Consider the following 25564-nt stretch of genomic DNA (forward strand, 5'->3'; position numbering starts at 1 on the left):
CCAGATACAGTCCGTACTTCTTCGCTTCTTTCCTACCTTTATTTTACACATAAGTGACAAAATTCGGCAATCATAGATTCATAGTCTATTCGATTTAATTGCAGATAGTTCTATTTAACTAGAACTATGTTCACACCAGCGCCGCCAAGATCGCTTTTTGTGCGTGCAATCTATTTTCAGCCTGATCAAAAATGACAGAGCGCGATCCGTCGATGACCCCGGTTGTCACTTCCTCCCCACGATGTGCTGGCAAGCAGTGCAAGAAGAGATAATCACGGTCTGCCGCTGCTACCAATTTTTCGTTCACTTGATAGTCGGCAAATGCTTTCAATCGCACCTCATTTTCTTCTTCAAAACCCATACTAGTCCAAACGTCCGTGTATACAGCATCTGCCCCCATGACAGCCTCTATCGGATCAGTGGTCACCATCATTTTTCCACCGCTTTGTTTCGCGTACCCTGTAGCTTTTGCGACAATGGTTGTATCCATTTCGTAGCCTACCGGAGTCGCCACCCGCACATCAAGACCTAGCAGAGCTGCGCCCAGCACCAGTGAGTTCGCCACGTTATTGCCGTCTCCTACATAGGCGAGCTTGATTCCTTTCAGCTTGCCCTTATGCTCCCAGATCGTCAGCAGATCAGCCAAAGCCTGACAAGGATGGTACAGATCGGTCAAACCATTGATAATGGGGATCGACGCGTGCAGAGCAAGCTCTTCTACATAGGAGTGGGAAAAGGTACGAATCATGATGGCATCCACGTACCGAGAGAGAACTTTTGCTGTGTCGCTGATCGGCTCCCCGCGTCCGAGCTGTAGCTCTTTTCCGCTCATGAACATCCCCAGGCCGCCCAACTGGTGCATCCCTACTTCAAAGGAGACGCGCGTGCGGGTCGAAGCCTTGTCAAAGATCATTCCCAACGTCTTGCCTTGCAAAGGCTGGAATGGCTGACCCAGCTTTTGCAATTGCTTGACGTGAGCAGACAGATGGAGCAGCTCCATCAATTCTTCCCCGTTGAATTCATCGACGCGCAGGAAGTCCTTTCCTTTATGCTTTTGTAACGGCAAGTTTTGAAAGTGTTCCAATATCTTCACTGGCTGCATGCGAGCCACCTCTTTTCTTCAAAATAGACTTCACGTATAACTCGAACGTATCGACAGCGGAGAACAATGGCACACCCTGTTGTACCATCCTGCTTCTCAGGGCAAATCCTGTCCGGCCCTGACGATTGCCTTTCGTCGCAGTAACGAGAGCGAAGGCCGCTTCTTCCTTTTGCAACAGCTCGATCCACGCCGCTTCATCTGCCACGATATGCTTCACGACAATTTCTTTGGCTGCCAGCCACTCGGCCGTTCCGGGAGTCGCCGCCAGTTCCGCTCCGTCAGCGTGGAGTCGCCCCAGCAGCTCTCTTACAGCTTCCTGCTTATCTCCATCTGCCAGAGAAATCATGACCAACTGACCTTTTTGCCAGTCGCCGTACAAATTGTCCTTGAAAGCAAAGGCTTTGCCTGCTGCCTCTTCGAAAGAATGCCCCAAGCCGAGAACTTCGCCCGTCGATTTCATCTCTGGACCAAGTACCGGGTCTACACCGTTTAGCTTGATCGTGGAGAAAACAGGTGCCTTGACGACTGCAAACGGAATCTCTGGTAAAAGCCCTGTACCATAGCCCATCTCCGCCAGCTTTTCACCCAATTGTGCGCGAACCGCGAGTTGAACCATCGGGATGCCAGTCACTTTGCTTGTAATCGGTACGGTCCGTGATGCCCGTGGATTTACCTCCAGTACATAAACCGTTTCCCCATCAATGACGAACTGGATATTGATTAATCCGACCGCTTCCATTTCCTTCGCGATTGCTTCGGTATAGCTCGCGATTTTGTGCTTGATGTCATCCGTCAGATGAGGAGCTGGGAACAAGGCTACACTGTCGCCTGAGTGGATGCCGGCTCTCTCCACATGCTGGAAAATCCCTGGGATGATAACAGATTGTCCGTCGCATACCGCGTCTACTTCTGCTTCCTTGCCTGGAACGTATTTATCCACAAGGAGCGGGAAAAACATGCTCATGTCCGGATGGTTCAACCAGTCGTAAAGGGTAGCTTGTAGCTCGTCGATATTGTGGACAACTACCATACCTTGCCCGCCGATGACGTACGAAGGTCGCATCAAAACAGGGAAACCGATCTCCTCCGCGATCGCGGTTGCATCCTCCAAGGACGATACTCCTTTACCGGGGATATGCGGAATGTCCAGCTTGCGCAGCATGGCGTAGAACAGCTCGCGATCCTCCGCGCGTTCGATTGCGGTAAGCGACGTACCCATTACTTTCAGCCCCGCGTTCTCCAGCTTGGCTGCCAAATTGATCGCAGTTTGACCACCGAACTGAACCATGACGCCCTCAACCTGTTCGCGTTCTGCGATATGCAGCACGTCTTCTACGTGAAGTGGTTCAAAATATAGATGGTCGGCTGTTTCGTAGTCAGTGCTGACCGTCTCTGGGTTGTTGTTCACAACGACTGCCGCAATACCACTTGCCTGAAGTGCTTTGGCTGCATGCACAGAGCAGTAGTCAAATTCGATTCCCTGACCAATGCGTATAGGACCTGAGCCAAGTACCAGAACTTTGCGGCCAGACAGTGACTCGACCTCATCTATTCCTTGCCAATCCGAATAGTAGTAAGGGGTTTGGGCATCAAATTCTGCCGCACAAGTGTCCACGATTTTATAAGTAGGCGTAATGCCTGATTCTTGACGAAGTGATTTGATTTCGGCAGGTGTAGCACCAACCAGTGTAGCGATGGTTTCATCGGAAAATCCGCGACGCTTTGCTTCCAACAACAGCTCTGGGGTTAGTGTTTTGCTGTCGTGGCAAGACAGCTCTACTTCCAAGTCCACGATTTTACGCAAGCTCCGCAAGAAAAACGGATCGACACCAGTCAGATTGTGTAGCTCACTTTCTGTAAAGCCTTTGCGAATGGCCTCGGCAAAAACAAATAGTCTGATATCCGTCGCGTCCTGCAAGGATTGGGCAAGCTCCTCACGCGTCCATGCTGCCAGCTCTGGTCGAGTCAAATGAGTGCAGCCCTGTTCCAAAGAACGAACTGCCTTCAAAAGTCCTGCTTCCAGATTGCGGGCGATCGACATGACCTCGCCAGTCGCTTTCATTTGCGTCCCCAGCTTTCGGTCTGCCAGTGGAAATTTGTCAAACGGGAAGCGCGGGATTTTGACAACGATGTAGTCCAACGCTGGTTCAAAGCTGGCGTACGTATAGCCCGTGATTGGATTAAGCACCTCATCCAGCCCGTAGCCCAATGCGAGCTTGGCTGCGATCCGTGCGATTGGATAGCCTGTTGCTTTGGACGCCAACGCACTGGATCGACTGACACGAGGATTTACTTCGATCAGCACATACCGATCAGAATGCGGATCGAGCGCAAATTGAATATTGCAACCGCCAACTACCCCAAGCGAACGAATCACTTTCGTTGATACGCTGCGCAGCATTTGGTACTGACGATCTGTCAGCGTCTGAGAAGGCGCAACGACAATACTGTCTCCCGTATGAATACCTACCGGGTCCAAATTTTCCATATTGCACACGATTATGCAGGTATCATTTGCGTCCCGCATGACCTCGTATTCGATTTCCTTCCAGCCTTTTACGCTGCGCTCAATCAGTACCTGACCGATTGGGCTAGCTGCAATCCCACCGGCTGCAACCTTTCGCAAGGATGCTTCATCCCCTGCGATCCCGCCACCTGCTCCTCCGAGTGTATAAGCAGGACGGACAATCACTGGATAGCCGATAGCGTTCGCAAACTCGATTGCTGCCTCTACAGATTCGACTGTATCGCTCTCTGGAACAGGCTCTCCGATTTGTTGCATCAATTGCTTGAACAGCTCACGGTCTTCCCCGTTTTGAATGGCAGCCAGTGGCGTACCCAGCAGCTCCACGCTATACTTTTCCAGCACGCCCGCTTCTGCCAGCGAAACAGCAAGATTAAGTCCCGTTTGGCCGCCTAATGTAGGCAAGAGACCATCGGGACGCTCTTTTGCGATAATAGCTGTCACGGATTCCACCGTGAGCGGCTCCAGATATACTTTGTCCGCTACTTGTTCATCTGTCATGATCGTTGCCGGATTGTTATTTACCAGCACGACCTGCACGCCAGCTTCTTTTAGGGAAAGGCAAGCTTGTGCGCCTGCATAATCAAACTCCGCTGCCTGCCCAATGACGATCGGGCCAGAACCGATGACCAATACTTTATGAATGTGTGGCAATTTAGGCATATCTCTTCGCTCCTACTACGCGCATCGACTGCAAGAATTGGTGGAAAATGTGGGATGTATCACTCGGACCCGGATGTGCCTCCGGATGAAACTGCACACTGAAAACAGGCAGACTGATGTGACGCAATCCTTCGACTGAACCGTCATTGACATTACGGTAGGAAACCGCTAACTGGCGTTTATCCAGAGACTCTTCCTTGACCACGTACCCGTGATTTTGTGAACTCATATATACTTTGCCAGTCATCAGATCCTTGACCGGATGGTTGCTACCGCGGTGACCGTATGCGAGCTTCTCTGTCTTGCCGCCGTACATTAGCGCCAATACTTGATGCCCCAAACAAATACCCAATGTCGGGTACTGCTCCACAGCTTTGCGCCATTCGCTGCAATACGCAAGCAAATGCTCCGGATCGCCAGGCCCATTGGAAAACAACAAGCCGTCTGGTGCGAGAGCATTTATTTGAGCAAAACTCGTATCAAAAGGAACGACCGTAACACGGCAGCCTTGCTGGAGAAGGGCATCCAAAATGGATTGCTTCATGCCGAGGTCAATCAAGACAACATGCTCCCCTGTTCCGGGATAACGCTCCACCTGTTGTCTGGATACGTTGGCAACTAATGATTTCTTGGCGTGCTTGTAGCGCAGGGACACCACTTCCTCTACCTGCATAGGCTGATCGGAAATGACACCGAATACGGTACCGTCTTGACGGACGCGCTTGGTAATCGTTCGCGTATCAATCCCCGCAAGGATCGGGAATCCAAATGCTTCTGCGGCTTGGGCCAAAGTCATGTTTGATTCGTAATGACTTGGCTCCGTGCATAGCTCGCTGACAATCATCCCTGTCAATGCTGGCTTGGCTGCTTCATAATCCTTTTCGTTGATCCCGTAGTTTCCGATCAAGGGATACGTGAAGGTAACGATTTGCCCTGCAAAGGAAGGGTCGGTCATCACCTCTTGGTATCCCGTCATTCCTGTATGAAAAACCACTTCTCCGAATCCGTTAATGGGTGCGCCATACAGCTTTCCTGTAAAAACCTCGCCGCTCTCCAGCGTTAAATACCCTGTTCCTAACGATTGTTTCTCTCTATCCATCTATGAAGCCACTCCTCTCCAATGGGCACCGGCCTGATTGCTCTTACCGAAAATTTATGCAACCTTTTGTATTAATATACATTTGGGATTATAAAAATGCAACGAGTTTTTTGACCACTTCCACTCGTTGCATTCTTTGCTTTTTCATCTAAACCTGCGACAGTGCCTCGCTTAATACAGTAATGGCCTGCTTTACTTCCTCGTCTGTCGTTACAAACGAAGGCAAGAGTCTCACTACTTGTGGGCCAGCCATCAGCAGAATGACTCCTTTTTCCCGTGCATACGCAACCGGCTCACCAGCAGGAATCGTTAGCTCCACACCGAGAAGCAGCCCTTTTCCCCGAATCGTAACCACTTTGTCTGGATGCTCCGCCTTGAGCTTTTCCAGCTCTTTGATCAATACGTCATGGATATGAGCTACCCGCTCCAAGATCTGCTCCTCTTCCATCGTCGTAAGCGTCGCGATCCCAGCAGTTGCTGCCAATGGATTCCCGCCAAAAGTGGTACCATGCGTACCCGGAGCAAACGCTTCTGCTACTTCCTTGGTCGCGACGACCGCTCCAATCGGAAAACCACTTCCCAAGCCTTTTGCCAATGAAATCGCATCTGGCTTCACGTCGTAGTGCTGGAAGGCAAACCATGTACCCGTGCGGCCAATCCCAGTCTGAATCTCATCGATTAACAGGAGCAATCCGTGCGCATCGCACAATTCACGCAGCGCCTTCACCCACGCCTCTTCTGCCGGATGCACGCCGCCCTCTCCCTGTACCAGCTCCAGCATGATCGCGCATGTCTTGTCTGTAATGGCTGACTTGACCGCATCAAGGTCGTTGTAAGGAACCGTGACAAATCCTTGCGGCAGTGGTGCGAAGCCGTCCTTCACCTTTTCCTGCCCAGTAGCCGTCAGGGTGGCCAATGTCCGCCCATGAAAAGACTGTTCAAAGCTGATGATTTCGTAACGATCGGTCCCTTTTATTTTTTGTGCATAGCGACGGGCGAGCTTGATCAAGCCCTCATTCGCCTCTGCTCCACTGTTGCAGAAAAAAGCCTGATCCAGTCCAGACAGACGACTCAGCTTTTCCGCCAAAATCTCTTGCTGAGGAACATGCACCAAATTCGAGCAATGCCACAACGTATCGAGCTGCTCGTGGAGCTTAGCCGTTACTTTTGGCGGGACATGCCCTAACGAGGTCACGGCAATTCCCGAGGTAAAATCGAGATATTGCCTGCCTTGATCATCCCACACCTGGTTTCCTTGTCCTTTTACCAAACTGATTGGCCATCTCGCATAGTTATTCATGAGATGCACAGGCGCTGTTGTTGTATGCATATTCATTTCCCTCCTCATCCTAAGCGTAATTGACATTCATACGGACTGTTGTCCCAACTGCCTGCCCCGCACAAACACCGAGCAGATCTTCAGCGGTTCCCCGGCAGATGACAACCTGCTCCACGCCTTGTCCGAGAGCGTCGAGAGCTGCCTGAACCTTCGGAATCATTCCGCCAGTAATAATTTCTTCCCGAATCATTTCCTGTATCTCTTCTGCACTTGTGGCTGACACTACTGCCTTGGTTCCGTCTGGCTGTGGCTGCATAATGCCCGGAACGTCTGTCACCATGATCAGTTTTTCGGCGCTAAGTGCTGCTGCAATCGCCCCTGCGGCTACATCCGCATTGACGTTATATGTCTCTGTGCCATCTTCACTAACAGAAAGGGGAGCAATCACCGGGACGAAGCCCTGCTCAAGAATCGCTTTCGGAATAGTCGTATCCGCCTTCTTGATTTCTCCTACCCACCCGAGTGGCTTCGGCGTTTTTGTTGCCAAAAGGGTCTGACCATCGATTCCACTAACTCCCCAAGCCTTGGCTCCTGCCTGCGTCAGTCTTTTTACCAGCGCCTTGTTGATACTGCCGCATAAGACCATCTCTACAACACGCAGCGTGTCCTCGCAGGTAACACGCAGCCCATCCACAAATTGCGGAGTGATCTGAACTCGATCGAGCATACTGTTAATGGCAGGTCCGCCCCCATGGACGATGACGATCTCTTGTCCTTGCACCTGCAGTCCGGCAATCGCCTGAAAGAAGGAGTCAGGCAGCTGATCCATGGTGCTTCCGCCACATTTGATCACGACAATTCCTTGCATCTGCTCTCCTCCTCTACGGGTACACAGGTACGAGCGGCAAGCCCGTTTTCTCAGGCAAATCAAACATGACATTCATGTTTTGTACAGCTTGACCTGCTGCGCCCTTCATCATGTTATCGATTACCGACAGCAAGATCACACGCTTCGTGCGCTGATCAACGTGGATGGCGATATCGCAGTAATTGGAGCCATAAACTTCTTTCGTATGTGGGTGACTGCCTGCGGGACGTACACGCACAAAAGGCTTATCCGCATAAGTAGCTTCATATAGCTCCTGGATTTGCGCTTGAGTGACATCAGCCGTTAGCTGTCCGTAAGCCGTGACTAAAATCCCGCGCGTCATCGGCACCAGATGCGGCGTAAATTGAACAAGCGTCTCTTCCCCGCTCTGTTTTTGCAGCTCCTGTTCAATCTCTGGTGTATGCTGATGACTCGCAACTTTATAAGCATGAATACTTTCATTAGTCTCGCTGTAATGAACCCCTAGCGATACTCCACGTCCAGCACCGGACACACCTGATTTGGCATCGACGATCCAACTGTTTGACTGTACCCAACCTGTCTTCATCAGCGGAAGCAAGGCGAGGAGCGTAGCAGTGGGATAGCAGCCAGGATTCGCGATAAGACTCGCACCCGCCACTTGCTCTTGATTCCACTCGGTTAAACCATAAACCGCCGCTTCTACCCATTGGGACGGGGCCGGCTCATGTTTGTACCACGTTTTGTAGACCGCACCGTTTACCAGACGAAAATCCCCGGATAAATCAATAACCTTCACGCCTTTTTCGACCAACTTGGGGGACAGCGTGCTACTTACTCCCGCAGGTGTAGCAAGGAAGATCAAATCGTTCACACCGCTCATGCTGTCTGCATCAATTGGTGACAATGTGGGCAACCCGAGCCCAGCTACATGTGGAAACGATTTTTCCAAGCCATCTCCTTCAGATGAACTTGAATATAAACTGGCAATCTCAACATGCGGATGCCCAGCCAAAAGACGGATCAACTCCGCGCCACCATACCCCGTTGCTCCAACAATCCCGACCCGAACCATGCTCTCTCCCCTTTATTCCCATCTGTATTTTTATACATGAATAATAATAAAAATCCATATAGAATACAACAGAAAAACTTTTTTACGTCCAAAGAAAAAAGCGCCCGATTGCTCGAGCGCTGGTTTCTTGCCCTGTTTACTTTTTGTCCGCTAACCATGCAGCGATGTTTTCTGCATCTTTTCCTTTGACGAGACCCGGAGGCATTGCTCCTTTTCCTTTTTCCAAAATGGCCAGGATCTGTTCCTTGTTCAACTCGCTACCGATCTTTTGCAAGTTCGGTCCAACTGCCCCTTCCAACGTCTGTCCGTGGCAGCCTGAACAAGTATTTTTGAACGTGGATTCTGCAGTTGCTGCATCATAGCTGCCGGATGGTGTCGTCGAAGGTGCTGGTGTTTCTGTCGCCGGTTTTTCACCTGCCGGCGTTTCTGTCGCAGGTTGTTGTGCTGGTTGTTGTGCTGGCGGCTGTGTTTGCTTGCTGGTACCACAGGCACTTAGCGAGAATGCGAGTACAGCCGCTGTCAAAACGAGTGGAATACGTTTCAAGGCTGTTCCCTCCTTTATTCGGATTTCTTCGCTAAGTATGCCTCCAACTACCACTTCTCATTCTTACTACAGCCATTTAGGACAAAGGAAATTCCAGCGGACTCCATTCACGTAACTCCAACGTCCGCGCGCCTTCCACAACAACTGGATCAGCCTCAGCTAATTTGCGGGCTTCTTCCAGAGAATCCGCTTTGTAAATGACCAATCCGCCAAGCTTATCTGTAAAGGGTCCTGCCATGACCACTTTTCCCTGCTTGTACAAATCATTGATATACGAAAGATGCGCAGGTCTTACTTGAGCATTCAACTCTTGATTCACGATTGGCAAAAATGCGACATACAACATGACGGTTTCTCTCCTTTTTCATGACCTTGTTCTTTTCTGAAGTATAACATAATTATGAATACGGACTTTGGTCTAGTAGGATTTTTCCTTTCTACAGCGAACGATTCAAAGGTAGCAAGTAGCAACAGAGAGGCGGATAGGTATGGACACGCAGATACAGTTATATACATCTCTCTTCCACAACAATCCTGACGCTGTTTTCATGTTCGACATGCAGGGCAGATTCACAGGCGTAAACGCTGCTGGTGAAGCATTGGTAGGATTCACCTCTCAAGAATTGCTGCGTATGCAAATTTGGGAAATCCTCGCTTCTACTGAGGGTCTTGATAGTAAGAAACAACAACAAATCCTCTCCACAGGAATCAGAAAAAATAAGCATTATCAGTTGCTCCATAAAAACGGGCAGGTTGTGGATATTATCGCTTCCAGCTTTCCCATTTTTCAAAACGGCGAAATCATCAGCCGTTATTCCATTGCCAGAAACATCACGCAGCAGATGGAAATGGAAGAGGTTCTTCATCAGATGCAAGAGAACTTTCGGTTAATATCCGAAAACATTATGGATTTGATTTTTATTGTAAATGTGGACGGAATGATTACCTACGCTTCCCCTTCTGTTCAGGCGGTAACTGGTCTCACGATTGATCAAGTGATCAACCAGCATTTTTCGATCTTGATTCATCCTGAACAAGTAACCAACGCCAAGAGCGATTTTGCTCAAATGTTGAAGCAGAAGACCACGCTCGACGCCGAGTACCATTACCTGCACCCAGACGGTAGAATGTTGCTGTTTGATGTGAAGGGGACACCTGACGTTTGTTCAAACGGTCATATTCTCAGCACGGTTTTTGTGGCACGTGATATTACAGAACGTCGGCAATCAGAAGAATTGCTTCGTTACTCTGACAAGCTTTCCGTTTTAGGAGAGCTTGCCGCAGGTATCGCCCATGAAATTCGCAATCCGCTTACGGCCTTGAAAGGGTTTATTCAACTCATGGAAGGGGACGAGTTCGCCAATCAGCAATACCTGCAAATTATGCGATCCGAAATCGACCGGATTACTTCGATTACCAGTGAGCTTTTAATAATGGCCAAGCCGCAAACGTTGCGATTTGCTCCCAACGGCCTTTTGCCATTGCTTTCGTCTGTCATTAAGCTTTTGGAGCCGCAGGCACTTCTTAAAAATGTATCCATTCTCACTGATTTTCCGCAGGTCACGTCCCTCATATTGTGTGAAGAATATCAAATCAAGCAAGTCTTCATAAACATCATAAAAAACGGCATGGAAGCCATGCCGTTAGGTGGAAATCTCACAATCAAGGTTGTAGAGCGCCCTTCTGATGTGATCATCCGAATCAGCGATCAAGGACAAGGCATCCCTGCCGAGCTACTTCCCCGATTAGGAGAGCTTTTTTATAGTACAAAAGAAACAGGAACTGGCCTGGGGTTAATGGTAAGCACAAAAATTATTCGCGATCACGGCGGTACCATCAACATCGCCAGCGATGTCGGCAAAGGAACCACCGTATCGATCTCCATACCAAAAGCCTTGAAGCCTACTGTTTCGTTTAACGATTAATCTGCGCGCGCAGATAGGCATCGATAAACGAATCAATTTCACCATCCATGACTGCTTGAACGTTCCCTACCTCCATATTCGTCCGGTGGTCTTTTACCAGACTGTATGGGTGGAAGACATAGGAACGTATTTGGCTGCCCCATGCAATATCTTTTTGTTCACCTTGAATCGCGGCCAACGTTTTCTCTTGTTCTTCCCGTTTCTTCTCAAACAGTCGTGCCGTCAGCATCTTCATCGCACGCTCTCGGTTTTTAATCTGGGAGCGTTCTGTTTGACACGTCACCACAATTCCAGAAGGCAAGTGAGTAATCCTTACAGCGGAGTCAGTCGTGTTGATATGCTGACCACCCGCACCACTGGAACGATACGTATCGACTTTCAGGTCCTCAGTACGTATGTCTACCACGTTATCGTCTTCGATCTCCGGCAGGACGTTGCAAGACACAAACGATGTGTGTCGACGTCCAGAGGCATCAAACGGAGATATCCGCACAAGACGATGAACCCCTTTTTCTGATTTGAGGTAGCCATACGCATTGTAGCCCTTAATCAGGAGAGTGACACTTTTTACACCGGCTTCATCGCCAGGCAAATAGTCCAATGTTTCGACCTTGAAGCCCTTGGCATCCCCCCAACGCGTATACATACGTAGAAGCATGGACGCCCAATCCTGGGACTCCGTACCACCCGCTCCCGGATGCAGCTCCAGAATGGCGTTGTTTTTGTCGTATTCATCACTCAAAAGCAATTCCAGCTCAAAGCTCTCAAATGACTTCCGCAGCTCCTGCGTACTGTCATACAGATCTGGAATGAGGGAGGAATCCCCTTCTTCGATGACGAGTTCCAACATTACCTGGAGATCCTCGTACTGGGAATCCAGCTTGGCCATCGTCTCCACGAGGCTTTTGATTGCATTCAGTTCACTGATTGTCTTCTGCGCTGCATCGTTGTCATCCCAAAAATCGGGTGCCAGCATGCGCTCTTCCAGTTCACCAATTCGTTCCTGTTTTACTGGGAGGTCAAAGAGACCCCCTGATATCCGCTAAACGCTTAGCCATGCTAGACATCTCTTGTTTGATGTCCGCAATATCGATTAATGCCATGTTGCGAATCACCTTCTCTTTACGTAAGCTATGTTTTATTGTAACGTAATTTGCCGGATGCGCAAATACGGCAGCTTGTCACGTTTAGAAAAGGGACTTCGCCGCTACCTTTTTTACGTTACCACCGGTGGTGATGGCGAGGATCTCAGGTCTCGGATTTCATGTGGTTGTTTATTTTCCGCCTGTGGTGCAGCAACCAGATTGAGATGGGTACGCCGAGCTTCACTTGCTTTTTGCTGGTATGCTTGCTTGATGATAGCTTGTCGCTTCCAGTTGTGTGTTTTTCGATAGGTTTTGGCTAGCGGACTTTCACGCGTTCGATCCACCATTCCACTCGGCGGTGCGATCAAGGCCTCATTCCAATTCGGCTCCGGAATTTCCTCCATCAGTCGCTTGTCCTCAAAGACCGGGTCTTGCGCTGAGATGACTCTCGGTAATTCGATTCCCTCCTCCTTTTCAATGAGCTGTACTTTTTTATTTTCTTTTCCTGTCTTTAGGACTGCTTTTAAAGTAACGGAAATGCGCTCCATCGTATTCTTCGTTTGTATCCCCATCACGTTCACTGACGTTCTCATTTGTTCATTCCCCCGTCTTCGTGAATTTTTGGTAAAAGTGTTGTACTTACGATTCTATTTATTTTTCAGATAATTACCACCTGAATCGTTCGATCACATTTACCAGTGTTAGACAAATAGATCGTTAATATCAGACGAGGAAGAATAGATGAGGACGAATACTGTCAAGGCATTAGGAATGGGCAAGAAAAAAACATTCCCCTCGTACCGAATTTGCCGATACGAGAAGAATGTTCTGTTATTGCTTATTGTTTCTTATTTTGGCGTTTGCGTTCTTGCTCCTGAGCGCGACGCTGTGCACGGTTTTTCGGATCAGCATCACCGGAGGTCTCCGGATCTGGACGATCGGATGGTCCGGAGGTTTGCAAGTTGTCCGGATCGAATCCTTGACCGCGAATGACATCTTGACGCTCCAGGTTTTGGCTAACTTCGGCCTTCATGATATACATAGCGACTTCTTCTTGAACAGCAGCCAGCATACCTTGATACATTTCGTATCCTTCGAACTGGTACTCACGAAGCGGATCGTTTTGTGCGTAGGCGCGCAGGTGAATCCCTTGACGCAACTGATCCATTGCATCGATGTGATCCATCCACTTGCTGTCGACAGCACGCAGAATAACGACTTTTTCAAACTCGCGAATCGATTCGCCGATTTCTTCTTCACGCTGTTTGTACTGCTTATCAACTTCTGCTTTCAACAGCTCGAGAATTTCCTCTGCTTCCATGCCTTTCAGCATTTTAGCCGTAATCGTTTCTTCATAGAGGAATCCATTGTTGGCAGCATCGGCCAATGCTTGCAGATCCCAATCCTCTGGTACCTCTTCTTTTGGACAATGCAGAGACACTGCGCGCTCCATCACTGCGTAGATCATATTCAAAGCAACATCGCTGAGGTTTTCGTGTTCCAGGATGTCTTTACGCTGTTTGTAGACAACCAGACGCTGCTGATTCATCACGTCGTCGTACTGGAGAACGCCTTTACGTGCATCGAAGTTCGATCCCTCTACACGCTTCTGCGCGGATTCTACCGCACGAGTAACCAGGCGGCTCTCGATCGGCATATCCTCTTCCATACCCAAACGATCCATCATATTCATGATATTGTCCGCACCGAAACGACGCATGAGCTCATCTTGCATCGAGAGGAAGAACTGGGATGAACCCGGGTCCCCCTGACGACCGGCACGACCGCGCAGCTGATTGTCAATCCGACGGCTCTCGTGGCGTTCTGTACCGATAATATGAAGACCGCCTAGGTCCGCAACACCTTCGCCAAGCTGAATGTCCGTACCACGACCCGCCATGTTTGTGGCAATGGTAACCGCTCCGTACACACCTGCACGTGCAACAATTTCTGCCTCGCGCTCATGCTGCTTCGCGTTCAATACATTATGCGGTACGCCTTTTTGCTTCAGCATTTGGGACAAGCGCTCCGAGTTTTCGATGGAAATGGTACCTACCAGGATCGGTTGGCCCTTTTTGTGACGCTCCACAATGTCGTTTACAACCGCACGATATTTAGCCGCCTCTGTTTTGAAAACAAGGTCAGGTGAATCGACACGCTGTACTGGCTTATTCGTTGGAATAACCACAACATCGAGACCGTAAATCTTTTTGAACTCTTCTTCTTCCGTCTTCGCTGTACCTGTCATACCCGCCAGCTTCTCATACATACGGAAGTAGTTTTGCAAGGTAATGGTCGCCAGTGTCATGCTCTCGCTCTGAACACGCAGACCTTCTTTGGCTTCAATCGCTTGATGCAAGCCATCGCTGTAACGACGTCCAACCATCAGACGGCCGGTGAACTCATCGACGATCACCACTTCGCCTTCCTGCACCACATAATCGACATCGCGCTTGAACAGCACTTGTGCTTTCAACGCCGCCGTAATGTGGTGGTTCAACGTGATATGTGCCGTATCGTACAGGTTGTCGATGTTGAATGCCTGTTCGACTTTGCTTACGCCATCATCTGTGAGGTTGACGATTTTCAGCTTCTCATCGATTGTGAAATCTTTTTCTTCTTCCAAGCGCTTCACAAAATGCGAGCAGATGTAATACAGCTCTGTCGATTTGTTAGCAGAACCGGAGATGATCAACGGCGTACGTGCTTCGTCAATCAAAATGCTGTCCACCTCGTCGATGATAGCGAAGAAGAGTGGACGTTGCACCATTTGTTCCTTGTACAGAACCATATTGTCACGCAAGTAATCGAAGCCAAACTCATTGTTCGTACCATACGTAATATCACATGCGTATGCTTCCCGCTTTTCTTCTGGGTTCAGTCCATTCTTGTTCAAACCAACTGTCAGCCCGAGGAAGTTATACAGTTTACCCATGATGCTCGAGTCACGCTCAGCCAAGTATTCGTTCACGGTAACGACGTGGACGCCTTTTCCCATCAAGGCATTCAGGTATGTCGCCAGTGTCGCAACCAGCGTTTTACCTTCCCCCGTCTTCATCTCGGAGATACGACCTTCCTGAAGCACCATACCACCAATCATCTGGACGTCGAAGTGACGCATGCCCAGTACACGGATCGACGCTTCACGTACAACGGCAAACGCTTCATTCAAAATTTTGTCCAGCTCTTCTCCATTTGCCAAGCGAGCCTTAAACTCAGCTGTCTTCTCCCGCAATTGGTCATCCGAGAGTGCCTTAATCGTTGGTTCCAGTGCGTTGATACTTTCTACACGCTTAAACATTTTCTTTACTTCACGTTCATTGCTATCGCCGAATATCTTTTTAACGAGTCCTAGCATGAGGACACCCCTTCCATATACTGCCAAACAAAAATGCACAAGCCGGCATGAGTCCAATAATAAAAAAGGATACCGATTCTACGAAAATAATACTTTCTAAAAAGATATTTTATCAAATAGAGCATCCTCTACACAAGTAAAGGGAGTTGCCAATAGCAACTCCCTAGTCTTATACGAATGAGAATGTGTAAAGTTTCGTTATTTTGGTTCAATCAATCCATAACGCCCATCATTGCGGCGATACACCACACTGACGTCATTGGTGTCACTGTTTTGGAAAACGAAGAAGCTGTGTCCCAGCATATCCATCTGCATGACCGCTTCCTGTGCATCCATCGGCTTCAGATCGAAGCGTTTGGTTCGAACGATATCGATGTCGATATCCTCCTCATCCACATCCGGGATCATGACTGCTACTGGCTGACTCTCACGCTGTGCGATTCTTCCAGTCGAATCCACTCGAAGTTTCCTCATCAGCTTCGTTTTGTGTTTGCGAATCTGACGTTCCAGCTTTTCTACTACCAGATCGATAGCAGCATACATATCTTCGTGCGTTTCCTCCGCTCGGATAATCACCCCACTCAACGGGATCGTTACCTCGATCGTGCCTTCTCCTCTGTGTACATGCATGGTGACTTGTACTTCTGTAGGCTGTGGAGTTTCAAAATATTTTTCCAGACGGCCGACTTTCTTTTCGACATATTCTCTAAGTGCAGCGGTGACTTGAATGTTTTCTCCACGAATGTTAAATTTCATGGTTCCAACCTCCTTCCGTCTATACATACGTATTCGCCACCTCTGTAAATAATCCTTCCACTCAGCTTAAAAAAATCTTTGCAAATCTTTTACAAACCATCAATATCCGACATTATTTTACCAATACTTACTAGATTCCCTATGCTATAATAGGACACGTAATCATCCCATCCTATATCGCGGTCGTACATCGCACTGGAGGAGTCCTCATGGCAGAGGTAAAACCTTCCCATTCACTTATCGGAACAACGCTCGCTCAAGACGTTTACAATGAATACGGGCTGCTTTTACTACCCGCTGGTGCAATCCTTCATCTTAGTGATATACGACTACTAGAGGCCCACCAGGTAGAAGCCGTACACGTTACTACAGACTCGGAAGCACCCGAAATGCCCTTTCCTCTCCTTCATTGGAGTGAGTCGGAGGCTGCAAAGGCCTATATGGTGGCCGTACAAAAAACCGAGTATTTATTTAACCAGCTCGCAAATGGGGGTACTCCCAAACTGCAACAATTTAGCGACGCTGTTCACCCTATGCTCGATCAAGTTCTTCATCACATGAGATTTCTGCGCTTCATTTATTTGAATGAAGGAACAGAAAGCTATACGTATCGCCACTCCCTGCATGTAGGTATCGTGGCAGCTTTAATCGGAAAAATCATAGGATTGCCGCAACGTGATGTTCATTTTTTGGGCCTTGCAGGTCTTCTCCATGACATCGGCAAGATGAAAATTCCCGATGAACTGCTATCCAAGCCAGAGCGTTTGACAGACGAAGAGTATACGATAATGAAAAAGCATACCGTATACGGTTACGAGCTTCTGCGCACCATGGACGATGCCGACAACTTGCTGGCACAGTGCGCCCTGATGCACCACGAACGCTGGGATGGAAGTGGATATCCTCTCGGACAAAAAAAAGATGGCATCCCTTTTGAATGCCAAATCATCAGTGTCGCAGACACATTTGATGCGATATGCACAGATCGCGTGTATCGGAAGGGAACCTCTCCCTTTGAAGCCGCGAATATTCTGTGGGAGTCAGCTTGTACAGGCCAATTAAATCCGATGATTGTGTCTCGTTTTATCCACTACATTATCTTACTTTACGTCGGCTCCCATGCGCTTTTGAACAATGGCGACCACGTCGAAATCATTATGATTCATACTGATGAGCCTATGCGCCCTCTCGTTCGTAGAGGGAATGAATTTATAGACCTGAGACTCCAGCGTTCGCTACGCATTCAAAGAATGATCAGTTAAACACGCAGAAAAAAAGAATCCCCCTGTCCGATTAAGGAATCAGGGGGATTTTGCTATTGTTTCGTCTTCACAGGCTCACTCACTACCGCGTGGAATATTTTTTCTCTAGTCCTCTCACGACTACACGGGACAAGAACAACGTAAGCACCAGGTAAACCGCCGCCTCCGTTAAATATGGGGGGTAGCGCTCAAATGTACTTTTCGCCACGTTCATGGCTGCGTAGTTTAATTCTGGTGTCGCAATTACTGCCAGAAGAGATGAATCTTTCAAAAGTGCAATAAACTCATTTCCGATCGCGGGCAGCATTCGTGTAAACGCTTGGGGAAGTATAATTTGGCGCATCGCAAGGCCCTTGTTCATGCCAAGTGATCGTGCTGCTTCCATTTGCCCCGGATCAATTGATTGGATGCCGGCCCGAAAGATTTCCGCCATATAGGCAGCCGCATTGAGTGAAAGCGCGACGAAGCCTGAATAAATCGCTTCCGGGCTGCTCACTCCCGGATACAGAATACCCCAAATAGACGGAATCACCGCAAAATGAATCAGCAAAATTTGGACCAGCATCGGAGTTCCCCGAAACAGCTCTACGTAAATCGAACAGGTCCAACGCAAGATTCGCTTGGAGGACATTTTGCCCAAGCTGATGAACAACCCCAAAAATGTTCCGCAAACCGTAGCCACTGCCGTTAGTAAAATCGTATTCATGATGCCTCGGATAAACAGTTCACGGTAGTCGTAGATGACACTCCAGTCCAATGGCTCATCCTCCCTTCTTCCTGTCAGCAAGCCAAGCTGCGAACAAACGCCGGCTGCGAACAAACGCCGGCTACGTCGAAAGACGCACCCGGCCATTTTGCTGCCTACTTATTGCCAAAGTACTGGGTGTAAATTTCCTGCAGCTTTCCATTTTCTTTTATCTTTTTCAATCCGTCGTTGATTTTGTTAATCGCATCGGCATTGCCCTTTTTCACGATAATTCCGTAAAATTCCTTTTCAAAGGAATCATCTTTTATCAGCTTAAACTTCTTATCTTTTACTTTATTCACGTAGTATGATAAAACGCCATTGTCGCCAATTACTGCATCGACTCGACCATTAAAGAAGTCATCGACGGAAGATGGCATATCATCATAGCCCTTCAAGCCTTCATACGTATCTCCAAACGCTTTTTTGACCACTTCTTCACCCGTGGTCGCAGCTTGAACACCGATCTTCTTGCCTTTCAAATCTGCCAGCTTCGTCACTGGAGAATCTTCCGCTACCAGAATGAGTTGATTCGCTTCAAAGTATGAGTCCGAAAAATCGTATTTCTCCTTGCGCTTCTCCGTGATCGTGATAGACGAGATCCCAATATCAACCGTCCCTTTGTCCAGCCCATCAAAAAGCGGGTCCCACCCGGTGTTTTTCCACTCGATCTTGAATCCGCCAGCTTCTGCGATCGCGTTCATTACATCGATGTCATGGCCACTAATCTTGTCAGCCTCAAGCATTTGGAACGGTGGATATGCCGCATCTGTACCCACTACGTACACCTTGTCACCTGAACTACCACTCGCTCCGCCACTACCGGACGTTTGCTGACCACCCGATCCACAGCCTGCGAGGAGCATCCCCACACCGACGACCAACGCGAGCGATTTGAACCAATTTGTCCCGATACGCATCTCGAATCCCCCTTGTGTCTCTCTATCTACTCATTTTGTCCCCAGCAATGTCCACATGGAAATTACGGATTTTTTGCGTTCTCCACAGAGTTATCCACATTATCCACATACCATTGTGCACAAGCTGGGCATAACTATTTTCCTGTATATTCTGCCACTTTAGTACGAAAGTAAGGGGAACGAAATGGGAAAATAAGTATATCTAGCAGCAAAAAAACAGGATTCATATATACGGGATATAGTTCTATCCTGCATATAAAAATCCTGCTTTTATCTGAAAATAATGAATTGTTATTTTTCCCCCAAAATCACGATCTCTACCCGGCGATTCTTCGCACGGTTCTCCGCGTTGGAGTTATCCACAAGCGGTTTGTACTCGCCCAAGCCAGCCACTGTAAAGCGAGACGCTGGTAAGGAGTTAGCATCCACCATTTCACGCATGACAGAGATCGCGCGCGCCGAGGATAGCTCCCAGTTGGATTGGAAGGAGCTGCGAGATATCGGCACATCATCTGTATAGCCCTCGATTCGCACCTTGTGCTCAAAACGCTTCAAAACCCCTGCTACCGTCCCGACGACTTGCTTCCCTTGGGCCTGTAGGTCTGCCGAACCACTCGTAAACAAGATCGTTTCCGGCAAACGGATACGCAAGCCTTCTTCGGTCTCCTCGTAGTCGAGATTCAGCTCAGCCAAAGCGGAGGATAGCTGGTTGCGTACCGTCTCCATATCGCGCTCACTCGAGTCAGACAGGCCCATCGGCCGCTTCGGCACGTTTACGGTGTCTTCGGAGCCTTCTTTTACTTTTTCACCCTTGAGCTCCTTCTGGCGAGCCTCCAATTGGTAGACCTCGCGCTGCAACTCCAGCTTTTGCAGGTTGAGCAGGTCGAGACTCTCATGCACCTTCTCCAAGCTCGCTTTTTCCTTTTGGACATCTTCCTTTTGTGACTGAATGCTCTTCGTCTGTGTCGCCGCAATAATAATCACGATCACGAACAACAGTGTAATCAGGTCACTGTAGCTAAGCAGCCAGCTTTTTTCTAGCTCTTTTTCGTCGTATAACCGGTCGTCATGCATAGCGGTCCTGCCTTTCAATCGTGCCCTTCATGCTGCCTGCTTCTTTAATCAGCACCAGCTTTTGGTCACCTGGCAAGAAGGAGTTCAGCTTTTCAAACAACAAGCGTGGTGTCTCCATGCGCTGGAGACCAACACAGCCTTCGATGAAAAGACGCTTTTCAAACATTTCCCGGTCGTACAGATCCATCAGGCGGTAGTAGCATGGCAACGCGAACAAGTTCGCCAAGAGCGCGCCATACAACGTCGCCACGACCGCTGCGCTCAGGCTATGTCCGGTCAAGGCCATGTCTTCGAGCGACTTCAGTACACCCGTCATCCCCAAGAGCGTACCGACCAGCCCCATCCCCGGTGCCAGCAAGCTGATCAGACGGAAGAACCCTGCTGATTGTTGGTAGCGATACTGCTCGCCCTTTAGCTCGTTCTCCAGGATCAGACGCAGCTCTTCTTCGGGAACACCCTCAACCGCCAGTAAGCATCCTCGCTGGATAAACGAATCGGGTTCTTGTTGCAGCTCCTTTTCGAGCGCGATATAGCCCTGTTCCTTCTGGACGAGCGCGTAGTAGTAGAAGCGCTTGATCGTTTCCTCAACGTTGCTTTGTCGGCCATGGATGAGCAGGCGCCAGATTTTTTTCAAGTCGAGATGCTTACGTTTGACTGCGTAGGACATGACTACGGAGAGCGCGACTAGCTCGACGGCGGTTACGTTGAGGAGGTCCGATAAGGTTCCGTTTAGGTAGACCGCGTGTATGAAGATGAGGAGGACGGCTCCGATTAAGACGAGTGAGCGACGTTTTGTGGACAAAAGTGATTCACCTTCCTAGTTTTTCAGCAAGTTGTTCTTAAAGTATAGCAGATGGTGGAAAAAAGATGAGAGAATAGAGTCATGGTTATAGTGAAGCTTGGTATAAAAAATGTCGATAATGATATAGAAAGTAATTCTAGCAAAGAGGTGATCATCTGTGAATGCCGTACAATTAAAACAAGCCGTTACTATTAGTTTGACGAAGCAAGTGCAGGAGACTGCGCAGGCGCAATCTTTAATGATGTTGGAGGGTTTTGCTAAGACGCAGCAAAATGTTCAAGCGGCTCAGGCAAGTCATCCATCTCTTGGAAAAACGATCGATATTCGTGCATAAGTGGATCGAGTAGGAGGGAGTGACTGACTCCCGTCCTCTCACACCACTGTACGTACTGTTCGGTATACTGCGGTTCATTAAGCTTGACGAGTGACAGAATATCGTTGTACTAAGCTTTTCAGCCCTTGTTGTTGCCAATATGCAACTCCGAGGGCTTTGTGTATTTGAGGAGTCTTTGCGGTACTCCATTCACCCTTTCGGGTGTTTATAATTTCTATTGCTTGGACGTGCGATAAACCCAGAGACAGAAGTTCTCGATATCGGGTCCTTGCTTCACCGTATCATCACGAAAGTGATTAGTGGATATGTTTACTTAATGTTCAGCGACTCCTTACAGAGACGGTTACCAACACCAAGTAAGAACGATAACTTCCATACCATGTACCTGCCTAATTTACTGCTATACCCCTTGACTTCGATTTGTTTAGCAAACTCGTCCAAGTACAGCAACCTCAAATTAGATTCGTGTACCTCAGGTCGGGACTTTGCCGCTGGCTTCCTTCAGATTCCACCTCGCAGTGGACTGGGCTAAGGATTGGTACAGCCACCCCCCGTTTTGGACTTTCACCCTAGAGCTATCGCCCATGCTGGGCGCACTAAGAAAAAATCGCCAGAAAATGATCTGGCGACTTTTCACTTGGCTTACTATTTGTACTCGAAATTAATCGTATTGCTCTCTTTACCGTCTGGGTTAACAAATTTAATAGGGACCGTACCCGGACTATTACCAGGAGGTGATACTAATCTGATTCGGACATCGCTGTAGAAATAAGAAACTGGTATTTCAATGTCATTCATGTATACTTTTAATCCATTAATAAACCCGGTTCCATCAACATATATATAGGTTCCTCCAGTGACAGGACCACTTGTTGGGGTAATCTTTGTAATAACTGGAGCAGGTGTCGGAGGCGGAGCATCATACGTAAATGTTGTTGATGCTGTCGCTCCATTTGGCATTGTGATAACAATTGGCACTGCACCTGAAGTAGAACTTGCAGGAGTAGTTATCCTAATACGGGTATCACTATAATAAACTCCAACAGGAACTGATTTCCCATCGATTGTGAGAGTCATATTGGGACTGAAGTTTATACCATCAATATATACAAATGTTCCTCCAGCCATCGGACCATTCTTTGGAGTAATACCAGTTATTTGTGGTGCTGGAATTTCATACGTGTAACCATTTGAAACAGTAAAACTTTGTCCATCTCCATTTGTAACAGTAACGTCAACAGGACCTTCATATCCATTAGACGACGGAGCTTTTACTCGGACGCGAGAAGCACTGTAGAAATAATCTATCTTCACTGCGTTTGATCCAAATTTCACCATTGCATCTTGCTTAAAGTTCGAACCATCCAAATAGACGAATCCGCCTCCGCTAGCATTACCTTTATCTGGAGAAATTTTGGTGATTTCCACGACTTGCGGCGGTGGTTTCATAAAAGTAAAACCAGCAGCTTTTATTCCTTCCTTACCATCCGGGTTGACAAACTTCACATCAACAGGACCTTCTACTGAAGAAGAAGGAGAAGTAACTTTAATCCGAGTATTACTGTAAAAAACGTTTACTGGAACTTCAGTGCTACCGAAATAAACTTTTAATCCTTGAACGAAGTTCTGGCCGTCAATATAAACCGGTGTACCACCAGTTAACAAATCACTATTAGGCGTGATTGTGGTGATTACTGGTGCAGGTGCAGGTGGTGGTGCATTATAAGTATAGCCTGCATTTTTAGTACCTTCCCCGCCATCTGGATTTACGATTTTAACATCTACAGGGCCTGCTTCACTGGCAGCCGGAGCGGTAACTCGGATTCGTTCTTTAGAATAATAAGCACCTACTGGAACCTCTACCTTACCAAAATACACTTTCGATCCTTGGACGAACTCCGTACCATCTATATATACAAATGTTCCACCAATCAAAGGACCATTGTCAGGTGAAATAGTTTTAATAGTTGGCGGGAGAATCGGTGGAGCATCTAAGTATTTAAAACCTGAAGCTAATATTGCCTCTTTATTATCCGGGTTGACAACTTTCACTTCTACTTCTCCAGCAGCGGCTACTGACGGAGAAGTTACGGTTATTTTCGTGCTTGAAGCAAAACTTTTAACTACTGCTTCGTTAGACCCAAAGTATACTTTAATACCTTGAACAAAATTTTTGCCTTCAATCGTGACATTATCTCCGCCGGCCTTTAGACCAGTATTAGGTGTAATTTTTGTAATTTCTGGGGCAGGGAGCTCTGGAGCGGGCTTATAAGTATAGCCATCCTTTATAGAAATATTTTCTCCATCCGGATTAATGACTTTTACTTCAACAGGACCCGGAGTTGTTGCTGCCGGTACTTTTACTTTTATACGGGCATCTGAGTAATAACTAGATAGTGCGGCTTCTACTCCTCCAAAATAGACCTTTACTCCCTGGGCAAATTTTTTCCCATCCAGGAAAACAAACTCTCCACCTGCTAATTCACCAGTGTTAGGTGTAATATTCGTTACTTCCAGTTTTTCTACAACCGGGGCATCGTAAGTATAAGCACCGGGAACAGTAAGCGAAGACCCGTCAGGGTTTGTAAACACAAGATCAACAGGTCCAGCTACAGTAGTCGCTGGAGCCTTAACTTTAATATAAGTTGGTCCAGCATACGTATCTAATTGAACCTCTTTATCTCCAAACTTAACTTTCATCCCATTCATAAAATAATTACCATTGATAAAAATCAATGTACCGCCACTTAATGGGCCATGTGCCGGTTGAATAGTGGTTACTTTAGGATCTGCCTTGTATTGATATTGTCCTGAGCCTTTTTGACCATCTGTATTCAAAACAGTTACGGCTACATTCCCTTGGGGACCTGGCGGGGTAGTAACCACTATTTTATCTGAACTCAAGATTTGAACATTTTTTGCTGCAACTGCACCAAAATTCACAGTTGCTCCTGTTCTAAAATGCTTACCTGTGATAGTTACAGTTTCCCCACCATCTGGGTGTCCAACATTCTTTTCAATAGAAGTAATTGCTGGTGCTGGATACTTCACTTGAAGAGTTACATTTGGTATTGATTTTGTACGAGATGCGCCAGCATAGTCTTTATAGGAAACCATTGCATCATTCGTCGAAATGGATAAGATACCAACTTTATTAGGATCCTTTGGCTTTATCTTGTATTTGAAGGTAAGAGTATTATTCTTTAACTCAGTAAATTCCCATGTTAATGTATTCCCTTTTACAGTTGGTTTGGGAATATTATTATCGTAGGACCCTGGTACAATTTCAAAGTCTGGTGATACGATATCGTTTAGCACAACATCGTACGCAGATGCCATCCCAATTTCTTTCACGATCGCTGCGTATATTTCCTTCAAGCCTGAAGAACCTAACACGAAGTGATGATGAGACGATGTAGTCGCCATTTCTTTCAACAATTGATTGGGACCACTAGCATTTGGATTATCCGAAGATTTTAAGAGGGCAATTGTATAAAAAGTAATCCCAGCATCTTTTGCTGATTGTGCCCACTGTTTCGCATAGTCGTAGGCATTTTTTTGAGGCTCAGTTGCATCACCATCTGTCATAATGACAATAACGGGCCTTGCTTCTGGTCGATGATTCTCTAGTTCGGCCATAGCTTTTTCGATCGCATATCCAGTGGCAGTACTACCGTTTGCGGTAATGGTATCAACATATTCTTTTGCCGCTGAAGCATCTGTGGTCAATGGGAAAGTTTTTGTCAAACTCGACGAGCTAAAATCCACAATTCCCACCTGATGCTTTGTTAAATCCATCAAGTCAATAAAGCCTTTCGCTGCATCTTTAGCTGCTTTCATTTTATCTTCGCCGTTGTTAGCTCCAGGTGCCATACTTCCTGACTTATCAATGATAAGTATGACATCATTAGGCTGAACAACAGTGACTGGTGGAGTACCCTGAATATTCAGAGTGACTTCTGCTTCTTCCTCAGTCGTTACTGACGTTGGATCAACACTTTTTGAAACAGTTACATAATCATTAACTGCTGCAAAAGCTGAATGAAGCGGAACACCAGAAAAAACGAGAAGCAAGGACAACATAATCGTAATTTTCTTCATGATTGTTCCCATCCATTTTTCCTCCCAAAAAAATATATAAAAAAACATTAGTAATTTTTTACTACTGTT

20 protein-coding genes are annotated in these 25564 nt (G+C 47.6%); 3 read left to right on the top strand and 17 right to left on the bottom strand.

What is annotated here, in order from left to right; all coding sequences use genetic code 11:
- Window positions 1-130: 130 nt before the first annotated feature.
- The 8 genes from argF to HP570_RS14565 all read right to left on the bottom strand — a co-directional run bounded on the left by argF (window position 131) and on the right by HP570_RS14565 (window position 9479).
- A complete protein-coding gene (gene argF, locus HP570_RS14530) occupies window positions 131-1102 on the bottom strand; it encodes an ornithine carbamoyltransferase (RefSeq protein WP_041749681.1) in 972 nt (323 codons plus the stop codon).
- A complete protein-coding gene (carB, locus tag HP570_RS14535; protein ID WP_173626187.1) occupies window positions 1047-4289 on the bottom strand; it encodes a carbamoyl-phosphate synthase (glutamine-hydrolyzing) large subunit in 3243 nt (1080 codons plus the stop codon). Before carB ends, argF begins: the two co-directional genes overlap by 56 nt.
- On the bottom strand, window positions 4282-5388 hold the full coding sequence (locus HP570_RS14540) for a carbamoyl phosphate synthase small subunit (protein ID WP_173626188.1): 1107 nt from the start codon (window positions 5386-5388) through the stop codon (window positions 4282-4284). Before HP570_RS14540 ends, carB begins: the two co-directional genes overlap by 8 nt.
- Window positions 5389-5536: 148 nt before the next feature.
- Window positions 5537-6718, bottom strand: a complete 1182-nt coding sequence (locus HP570_RS14545; RefSeq protein WP_173626189.1) for an aspartate aminotransferase family protein — start codon at window positions 6716-6718, stop codon at window positions 5537-5539.
- A 19-nt stretch (window positions 6719-6737) separates the two neighbouring features.
- Window positions 6738-7535, bottom strand: a complete 798-nt coding sequence (gene argB, locus HP570_RS14550) for an acetylglutamate kinase (RefSeq protein ID WP_173605601.1) — start codon at window positions 7533-7535, stop codon at window positions 6738-6740.
- 13 nt (window positions 7536-7548) lie between these two features.
- Window positions 7549-8589, bottom strand: coding sequence for an N-acetyl-gamma-glutamyl-phosphate reductase (gene argC, locus HP570_RS14555; RefSeq protein WP_087341615.1), 1041 nt, complete (start codon window positions 8587-8589; stop codon window positions 7549-7551).
- A 136-nt stretch (window positions 8590-8725) separates the two neighbouring features.
- Window positions 8726-9133, bottom strand: a complete 408-nt coding sequence (locus HP570_RS14560) for a c-type cytochrome (RefSeq protein WP_041749682.1) — start codon at window positions 9131-9133, stop codon at window positions 8726-8728.
- Window positions 9134-9209: 76 nt separating this feature from the next.
- Window positions 9210-9479 carry a YciI family protein gene (locus tag HP570_RS14565; RefSeq protein WP_015893531.1) on the bottom strand — a complete coding sequence of 90 codons (270 nt, stop codon included), beginning with the start codon at window positions 9477-9479 and terminating at the stop codon, window positions 9210-9212.
- Between the two features lie 142 nt (window positions 9480-9621).
- Between HP570_RS14565 and HP570_RS14570 the strand changes: the two genes are divergently transcribed.
- Complete coding sequence (locus tag HP570_RS14570; RefSeq protein ID WP_173626190.1) at window positions 9622-11058, top strand: PAS domain-containing sensor histidine kinase; 1437 nt, start codon at window positions 9622-9624, stop codon at window positions 11056-11058.
- Here HP570_RS14570 and prfB read toward each other — a convergent pair.
- The 4 genes from prfB to hpf form a co-directional block, all read right to left on the bottom strand.
- Window positions 11048-12161 (bottom strand): peptide chain release factor 2 gene (prfB, locus tag HP570_RS14575; protein ID WP_015893533.1). Its coding sequence is split into 2 segments (ribosomal slippage): window positions 11048-12079 and window positions 12081-12161, totalling 1113 coding nucleotides; the frame shifts between segments, so codons are not numbered across the junction. The two genes, HP570_RS14570 and prfB, sit on opposite strands and share 11 nt — an antisense overlap.
- A 113-nt stretch (window positions 12162-12274) precedes the next feature.
- Window positions 12275-12736 carry a hypothetical protein gene (locus HP570_RS14580; RefSeq protein ID WP_142497941.1) on the bottom strand — a complete coding sequence of 154 codons (462 nt, stop codon included), beginning with the start codon at window positions 12734-12736 and terminating at the stop codon, window positions 12275-12277.
- Window positions 12737-12981: 245 nt separating this feature from the next.
- Window positions 12982-15501: a preprotein translocase subunit SecA gene (secA, locus tag HP570_RS14585; protein WP_064200465.1), complete on the bottom strand. Its 2520-nt coding sequence runs from the start codon at window positions 15499-15501 to the stop codon at window positions 12982-12984.
- A gap of 198 nt (window positions 15502-15699) precedes the next feature.
- Window positions 15700-16257, bottom strand: coding sequence for a ribosome hibernation-promoting factor, HPF/YfiA family (hpf, locus tag HP570_RS14590; RefSeq protein WP_015893536.1), 558 nt, complete (start codon window positions 16255-16257; stop codon window positions 15700-15702).
- Window positions 16258-16466: 209 nt separating this feature from the next.
- Here hpf and HP570_RS14595 point away from each other — a divergent pair, with 209 nt between their 5' ends.
- Complete coding sequence (locus tag HP570_RS14595) at window positions 16467-17519, top strand: HD-GYP domain-containing protein (RefSeq protein ID WP_173626191.1); 1053 nt, start codon at window positions 16467-16469, stop codon at window positions 17517-17519.
- Between the two features lie 82 nt (window positions 17520-17601).
- Here HP570_RS14595 and HP570_RS14600 read toward each other — a convergent pair whose 3' ends face one another.
- From HP570_RS14600 to HP570_RS14615, 4 genes are all read right to left on the bottom strand, one after another.
- Complete coding sequence (locus HP570_RS14600; protein ID WP_172139039.1) at window positions 17602-18276, bottom strand: amino acid ABC transporter permease; 675 nt, start codon at window positions 18274-18276, stop codon at window positions 17602-17604.
- Window positions 18277-18380: 104 nt separating this feature from the next.
- Window positions 18381-19184, bottom strand: coding sequence for a basic amino acid ABC transporter substrate-binding protein (locus tag HP570_RS14605; protein ID WP_173626192.1), 804 nt, complete (start codon window positions 19182-19184; stop codon window positions 18381-18383).
- Between the two features lie 291 nt (window positions 19185-19475).
- Window positions 19476-20258 carry an OmpA/MotB family protein gene (locus tag HP570_RS14610; RefSeq protein WP_173626193.1) on the bottom strand — a complete coding sequence of 261 codons (783 nt, stop codon included), beginning with the start codon at window positions 20256-20258 and terminating at the stop codon, window positions 19476-19478.
- Entirely contained in the window at window positions 20251-21060 is an 810-nt protein-coding gene (locus tag HP570_RS14615; protein WP_015893541.1) for a motility protein A, read from the bottom strand. The genes HP570_RS14610 and HP570_RS14615 overlap by 8 nt, the downstream gene beginning before the upstream one ends.
- Window positions 21061-21217: 157 nt before the next feature.
- On the opposite strand from HP570_RS14615, the gene HP570_RS14620 reads away from it, so the two are divergent.
- Window positions 21218-21394 (top strand): putative motility protein, encoded by a 177-nt coding sequence (locus tag HP570_RS14620; RefSeq protein ID WP_173626194.1) that lies wholly within the window; start codon window positions 21218-21220, stop codon window positions 21392-21394.
- A 645-nt stretch (window positions 21395-22039) separates the two neighbouring features.
- Here HP570_RS14620 and HP570_RS14625 read toward each other — a convergent pair.
- Window positions 22040-25507, bottom strand: a complete 3468-nt coding sequence (locus HP570_RS14625; RefSeq protein ID WP_173626195.1) for an IPT/TIG domain-containing protein — start codon at window positions 25505-25507, stop codon at window positions 22040-22042.
- Window positions 25508-25564 lie beyond the last annotated feature (57 nt).

The sequence above is a fragment of the Brevibacillus sp. RS1.1 genome (genome assembly GCF_013284365.1).
Classification (GTDB): domain Bacteria; phylum Bacillota; class Bacilli; order Brevibacillales; family Brevibacillaceae; genus Brevibacillus; species Brevibacillus brevis_D.